The following is a 6,944-nucleotide window of genomic DNA, read 5'->3' on the forward strand; positions in this document are numbered from 1 at the left end:
GTATAAGTGGGTATTTCAAAGTATACAGGGTAAGCAATTTTTTAAATCACTTACCCTGTTAACTGATTGATAAATAAGTTTAAAGTTTATTCTTTATGGCCTTGTATAAGCAACCGGTTTTGCTTTATCACGGTTGAGGTAACGGTCACGCAATTTGATTTGACGACTAGTCATTTCGATTGCTTTACCGTGTATAAACACCTGCTCCGCAGTCTGCGTCACTTCTAAGGGATCGCCACTCCAGACCACTAAATCCGCGCGTTTACCAGACGCTAGGCTGCCTATTTCTTTATCCATTCCAAAGATTTTAGCGGGATTAATAGTGAGCGCAGCAAGACCTATACTATGGGGTAAACCGTTTGCCACGGCGTTACCTGCATGTTGAGTCGCCAGTCGAATATTGTGTGTTTCCATGCCAATTGCGACCATGACACCTGCCTTGTGAAGACGCGCTGCGTTTTCCAAAGTGGCGCCTAGTTGGTCAAAACCACCGGGCAAATTATATTCTGGATTTAAAATTACAGGAATATCGCTTTGCGCTAATTTGTCTGCAATTCTCCAAGCATCAGTTCCGCTGACAAGTACAATGTTCAAATCAGTGAACCTGTCTTTAAGCTTAACTACTTGTTGAATATCAGAGGCGCGATCTGCGCTGACTAACAAAGGCATATCGCCATTAATAACCTTTCGCAAAGCAGCGACATCTTGCTTAGTCGATAAGCCGTTCCAATCTTCAGTCGGGCTTAAGTCTAACCCTCTGGCAAATTGTGCTTCTTCAAATACGCTGTTCAACGCGACCCAAAGCGCCGCCCTGCTTCCACCATTTTCATCTGCGCCACCATTGCTCACATCAATTGACATAAAAGCTTGCGGTTTGATTACTGAATCAAATCCATCATCTAAGGTGATAATAGAGCCTTGACCTTGGAACAGCATTTCACTGCTAGATAAGGTAGTTGCCGCTGAAGTGAAGCCTTCTACGCGTGAAATCGGGATGATTGAAGAGTCTGCATTAATTGCAAATTGGGTGTCATACGCAGCCCCAACAGTAGAAATGGGATGCTGGTCTGCACGAGCATCAACCGTTCCAGCTGACAGACTGACTTCTTCGAGACCTAATTGAGTGTATGCACCTATTAAGCCGGGTGTAATTACCTTACCTGCAGCATCAAATTCAGTGAATCCAGATGGAACGGATTTGCCCTCGATCACCTGTTGAATTTTACCGTCTTTAATCAGAACCGTCCCTTCGTCGATAGTCCCTACAGATGTCATCGTGTGTATTTTTGCGCCTGTGACAGCGATAGCGTCAGCCAGCACCGGAAACGCAGAGATACTCATTGCTATTAATAAGTACTTTGCAGAAGATTTAATCATGCGTCTCATTTTGCGTCTCCTTCACCTACTTGTCCCAATTCAAAATCGCTGACAGGCCATGTTTCAGGCGCAGTTCTGTCATACACCATGGCGCCATCAATAAATACTTTTTCGGCTTGCGCATAAGTTGAAAACGGATCAGTTGACCACAAAACAACATCCGCATTTTTACCTTCTTCAAGCGAACCAGTTTGTTCAAAGATACCCAATGATTTAGCTGGGTTGGCAGAGAGCCATTGCCATGCTTCAGCTTGTGAGATGTCGATACCTGCTCGTTGACCATCTGCCCACGCTTTAGCCGCTTCTTGATTAAGCCTTTGAATGCCCAGATCACTGTCAGAGTGAACGATGGCGCAGGCATTAGCAGCGTGCACCATGGGTACGTTTTCTCTTATGCCGTCGTAAGCTTCCATTTTAAAGCCCCACCAATCTGCCCACATTGCAGAACAAACGTTATTTTCGGCCAGTTTATCCGCTATTTTGTATGCCTCTACCGCATGATGAAATGTACCAATTTGATAATCAAACTCTTTCATCACGTCCATCATCACTGTCATTTCGTCAGCGCGGTAACAATGCATATGTACCAAAATTTCGCCGTCTAATACGCCAGCTAAGGTTTCAAGATTTAGATCGCGCTTAGGCGCTGTTGGCGAGCCACCTGCTTCTACCTCTGCGTGATAATCAGCCCATTTCTTTTGATATGCTTGCGCATCAATCCAAGCACTTCGATATCCTGCTACATTAGCCATGCGCGTCATTGGGCCACCTTTGCTCCCATAAACGCGTTTAGGATTTTCACCACAGGCCATTTTGATGCCATAAGGGGCTTCTGGAAATTTCATGTCTTGAATCGTACGATTGGGTAAGTTTTTAACCGTAACTGAGCGTCCACCAAACAAGTTAGCCGAGCCGGGCAAAATTTGCAGCGAAGTCACGCCACCTGCAAGCGCACGCTGAAAGCCGGGGTCTTGCGGCCAGATACTATGCTCTGCCCACACTTCGGCCGTTACAGGTCCTGTCATTTCATTTCCATCAGAATGAGAACGTGTTCCTGGAGACGGATAAACACCTAGATGACTGTGATTATCTATGATACCTGGTGTCACCCATTTGCCACTGCCATCAATCTCTATTGCGCCTCGTGGGCTACTCACACTTTTTCCTATTTCAGCAATTTTACCGTCTTTTAGTAAAATTTCTCCTGCTTCAAGCTTGTCGCCTAAACCATCTAAAATAGTCACATTAGTGATCACAATAGCCGGTGATTCAACAGCCTGATAGGTGCTTGGGAAAGGGTCTTTTAGAGAGTGTTTTGCATCTGCTTTTGCGTCTTCGTCGTTGTTGCTACAAGCACTTATGAAAGCACTGGAAATGACAATCGCGACGAACGCAAGCTTATGCTTTTTATTATTAAACATAGCCGTCCTTATAATGAGTAGAAACTTTATGATTTTAGTGGCTCAGCGGTTTACGAAATATGTAACCTCACCATCCAATCAACGATTTGTTTACGGGACTAAGTGTAATTTAGTTTTGAGGGAAATGTTAAGTATGCTTGAATTATTTTGTTTTGTTGCTTATCGAGGCAGTAAAGGTATTTGTATTGAAAATTCGTTTTAAATGGCTTATTTCATAAATTTTCTGACAACACAGATTGACTATCAGCGAGATGATAAGTGGTCCACAATTTCTTGGGAGTCTCGCATTGTTCTAATCTCATTAAACAAAACATCCGCCTCAATGAATTGTCTTTTCAAGTAACCAAGCCACTGTTTGATGCGGTTAGGGTAGTAACGCCCTTTGTCGCCAAAAATTTCATAACCTGAATAACTGATCAGTAAGTCTTTGACTTCCTCCCACGTCATAGGGATGGCTTGATGTTTAATGGTCATTGCTAGATTCGGTAAGGCAAGCGCCCCTCTGCCTAACATTATATTTTCGCATTGGCTTTGTTGTTGGCACTTTAAAGCGTCTTTAGCATTCCAGATTTCGCCATTGGCAATGATAGGAATATCGGTGACTTGCTTAATCTTCGCGATCCAATCCCAATATGCAGGTGGTTTGTAACCATCGACTTTTGTTCGAGCATGTATCGTTAGCATACTCGCACCGGCTTGGGTAATCGCATCGGCGTTTTCAAGCGCTAATGAGGTATCTTCATAGCCCAGTCGAATTTTTGCACTGACCTCATGTTCATCTGGTACAGCTTGCCGAACAGCTTTAATAATTTGATAAAGCGTTTCTGGTTCTTGAAGCAATACCGCCCCGCCCTTGCTCTTATTCACTGTTTTAGCAGGACAACCGAAGTTTAAATCAACACCATATGAGCCTAGCTCAATCGCTCGCACCGCATTTTCAGCTAACCACTGCGGGTATTGCCCTAACAACTGCACTCTAACAGGTGTGCCATTTGGTGTTTTACTACCGTGATGAAGCTCAGGACACAGACGATAAAAAGTGCGAGCTGGCAAGACTTGTTCAACCACTCTCACAAATTCAGTCACACACATATCAAAGCCACCGACTTTGGTAAGCATGTCGCGCATTAAATGATCGACGACTCCTTCCATGGGGGCTAATATAATTTTCAAATGTGAGACCTTAGTATTTTTACACGAGCATACACGATAAATTTCAGACATAAAAAAACCACTCAAAAGAGTGGTTTTCTTATATGGCGTCCCCTAGGGGATTCGAACCCCTGTTACCGCCGTGAAAGGGCGGTGTCCTAGGCCTCTAGACGAAGGGGACAAAAAACTTGTTCATCGAAGCACAGCTTCGATAGTTTTTTGTAAGGAGAGGTGAGCTCCGCGAAACCGAGCGACCTTTTCCTAACCTAGACCAAACACTATTGCCAATGTGTGGATTTTCTTATTGTAAGGAGAGGTGAGCTCCGCGAAACCGAACGACATTATAGTTTCTAATGCCTAAAAACGTGTTTCTACTCAAAACCTACATACTTTAAAAAAAGCATCCAAACAAAACTAGCATCAGAACCGAAGTCCAATATTGCCTGCTAAGTAACCTTAACATGACCTAGTATATTTTACGCTTAATCAGCGTCTCACATTAACCACTGAGAAAATGGCGTCCCCTAGGGGATTCGAACCCCTGTTACCGCCGTGAAAGGGCGGTGTCCTAGGCCTCTAGACGAAGGGGACAAAAAACTTGCTCATCGAAGCACAGCTTCGATAGTTTTTTGTAAGGAGAGGTGAGCTCTGCGAAACCGAACGACCATATTCCTTAACCTAGACCAAACACAACAATCAGCATCTGGATTTTACTCTGTTAGGAAAGATAATCTCCGCAAAACCGAACGACCTTTTCCTTAACCTAGACCAAACACCAAAGTATCTGGATTTCACTATCACGTTACATGGTGGAGCTAGGCGGGATCGAACCGCCGACCTCTTGCATGCCATGCAAGCGCTCTCCCAGCTGAGCTATAGCCCCGTGTCCTAAAGAACTTCCGAGCTATTTATCCGCTTCAGTTCCGTGACAGCGAGGCGCATTCTAGGGATGTGCCCCGATGATGTCAACGCTTTTTTTTAAGAATTTGCGCGATTATCTATAAATTGAACAGCCTTGTTTATTCTTTGCACAACTTTGCTTTTTTCAAGAAGATTAAGGGTGACATCGAGTGAAGGTGAATTACCAGAACCCGTCGCAGCAACACGCAAAGGCATCCCTATTTTCCCCATGCCTACCCCCAAATCTTCAGCAGTTTGGTTAATAGCAGCTTGAATTGTTTCTGGATTCCATTCTTCAAGTTCATCTAATTTAGCTTGAACCGCAAGAAGAGGATCTTTTGCGACGGGTCTTAAATGCTTTTTAGCCGCTGCTGGATCGAATTCTTCAAAGTCTTCATAGAAGTAGCGACTGATTTCTACCAATTTATCAAGCGTTTCAACTCGCTCTGCTTGCACAGCAATAACATCATTTATGTCAGGCCCATTTGAAATATCTAAATTCTGATGTTCTAGATGCCACTGAAGATGTTTTGCGACTTCTTCGCGTGGAAGTGTCTTAATATAGTGCGCATTTAACCAATTTAGCTTTTCGGTATTAAAAGCGCTAGCTGATTTACTAATAGAGTCTAATGAGAAATGCTCTATCATTTCTTCTACAGAAAATACTTCTTGGTCACCATGTGACCACCCTAGCCTCACTAGATAATTTAAAACCGCTTGAGGAAGATAACCTTCATCGCGATATTGCATGACCGATACCGCACCATGGCGCTTTGAAAGTTTTTGACCATCATCACCTAAGATCATCGAAACATGCGCATATTCTGGCACTGGCGCGTCTAAAGCATTTAGGATGTTGATTTGGCGTGGCGTGTTATTGATATGATCTTCACCGCGCACGACATGCGTAATGCCCATATCCCAATCGTCAACAACGACACAGAAGTTATAGGTTGGCGCACCGTCAGTGCGTTTGATAATTAAATCATCCAATTCACTATTAGCGATTTTAATCTCACCGCGTATATGGTCATTAATGATCACTTCGCCATCTAGCGGATTTTTAAATCGAATAACAAACGGCTTATCGCTAGGATGATCAGTACGCTCGCGCCATGTGCCTGGGTAACGCATTTTTTCACCCTTGGCTTTTTGCTCTTCTCTTATTACGTCGAGTTCTTCAGCCGTCATAAAACACTTATAAGCCAAGCCTTTTTCTAACAACTCATCAATCAACTGATTGTAACGGTCAAAACGCTCTGTTTGATAATAGGGCCCTTTATCATAAGACAAGCCTAGCCAATCCATGCCTTCCAATATGGCTTGTTTGGCTTCTTCAGTTGAACGCTCTAAATCGGTATCTTCAATACGCAATACAAATTCGCCACCTTGGCTTTTTGCATACAACCAAGAATAAAGTGCGGTTCTTGCGCCACCTACATGAAGGTATCCAGTAGGGCTAGGTGCAAAACGAGTAACAACTGACATGAAATTTTTCCTAAACATTAAATTGCGCGTAGTTTACAACCTAAAGTCACAGGACAAAACCTATCTACTGATTTAATTATCTGAAAACTGAACGCAAAATGTACAAAAGCAAGCGATTTGATTTAAATTTGAGCGAACGAACAATTTATTTAATTTTGCAGTTGACACTTTTCTTCGCCTCTCTATAATACGCCTCCACTAACCGCATGGTTAGGAAGAAAGAAACGGACGCTTAGCTCAGTTGGGAGAGCATCGCCCTTACAAGGCGAGGGTCACTGGTTCAAGCCCAGTAGCGTCCACCACTCTTTTCTCATAAGTATCAACATCTTAGGACGCTTAGCTCAGTTGGGAGAGCATCGCCCTTACAAGGCGAGGGTCACTGGTTCAAGCCCAGTAGCGTCCACCACTTATTTTATGCATTAGCAATACGGCAACCCATGGTTCAATCACTATCGTGACGAGCCACAGTAGCGTCCACCATCCCCTTTATGCATTAGCAATACGGCAACCCATGGTTCAATCACTATCGTGACGAGCCACAGAAGCGTCCACCACCCCCTTTATTTATTAGCAATACGTAAACCTTGGTTCAATCACTATCGTGAC

4 protein-coding genes and 5 tRNA genes are annotated in these 6,944 nt (G+C 43.7%); 2 read left to right on the forward strand and 7 right to left on the reverse strand.

The genetic code is table 11. From position 1 onward, the window contains the following. Window positions 1-93: 93 nt before the first annotated feature. From KUL10_RS14180 to gltX, 7 genes are all read right to left on the reverse strand, one after another. The gene (locus KUL10_RS14180) at window positions 94-1,386 is read right to left on the reverse strand and encodes an amidohydrolase family protein (protein WP_306305334.1); all 1,293 of its coding nucleotides are present in this window, start codon (window positions 1,384-1,386) and stop codon (window positions 94-96) included. Continuing rightward, on the reverse strand, window positions 1,383-2,798 hold the full coding sequence (locus KUL10_RS14185) for an amidohydrolase (protein ID WP_110429598.1): 1,416 nt from the start codon (window positions 2,796-2,798) through the stop codon (window positions 1,383-1,385). Before KUL10_RS14185 ends, KUL10_RS14180 begins: the two co-directional genes overlap by 4 nt. A 243-nt stretch (window positions 2,799-3,041) precedes the next feature. Continuing rightward, window positions 3,042-3,971 (reverse strand): tRNA dihydrouridine(16) synthase DusC, encoded by a 930-nt coding sequence (gene dusC, locus KUL10_RS14190; protein WP_110429599.1) that lies wholly within the window; start codon window positions 3,969-3,971, stop codon window positions 3,042-3,044. Window positions 3,972-4,055: 84 nt separating this feature from the next. After that, window positions 4,056-4,131, reverse strand: a tRNA-Glu gene (locus KUL10_RS14195). A gap of 334 nt (window positions 4,132-4,465) precedes the next feature. Beyond that, a tRNA-Glu gene (locus tag KUL10_RS14200) sits at window positions 4,466-4,541 on the reverse strand. A gap of 216 nt (window positions 4,542-4,757) precedes the next feature. Continuing rightward, a tRNA-Ala gene (locus KUL10_RS14205) sits at window positions 4,758-4,833 on the reverse strand. A 95-nt stretch (window positions 4,834-4,928) separates the two neighbouring features. Next, complete coding sequence (gene gltX / locus KUL10_RS14210) at window positions 4,929-6,338, reverse strand: glutamate--tRNA ligase (protein WP_110429600.1); 1,410 nt, start codon at window positions 6,336-6,338, stop codon at window positions 4,929-4,931. Between the two features lie 226 nt (window positions 6,339-6,564). On the opposite strand from gltX, the gene KUL10_RS14215 reads away from it, so the two are divergent. Both KUL10_RS14215 and KUL10_RS14220 read left to right on the forward strand, forming a co-directional pair. Then, a tRNA-Val gene (locus tag KUL10_RS14215) sits at window positions 6,565-6,640 on the forward strand. Between the two features lie 28 nt (window positions 6,641-6,668). Beyond that, window positions 6,669-6,744 (forward strand) — tRNA-Val (locus KUL10_RS14220). The last annotated feature ends 200 nt before the right edge of the window (window positions 6,745-6,944 follow it).

It is taken from the genome of Glaciecola sp. KUL10, assembly GCF_003203515.1.
GTDB lineage: Bacteria > Pseudomonadota > Gammaproteobacteria > Enterobacterales > Alteromonadaceae > Glaciecola.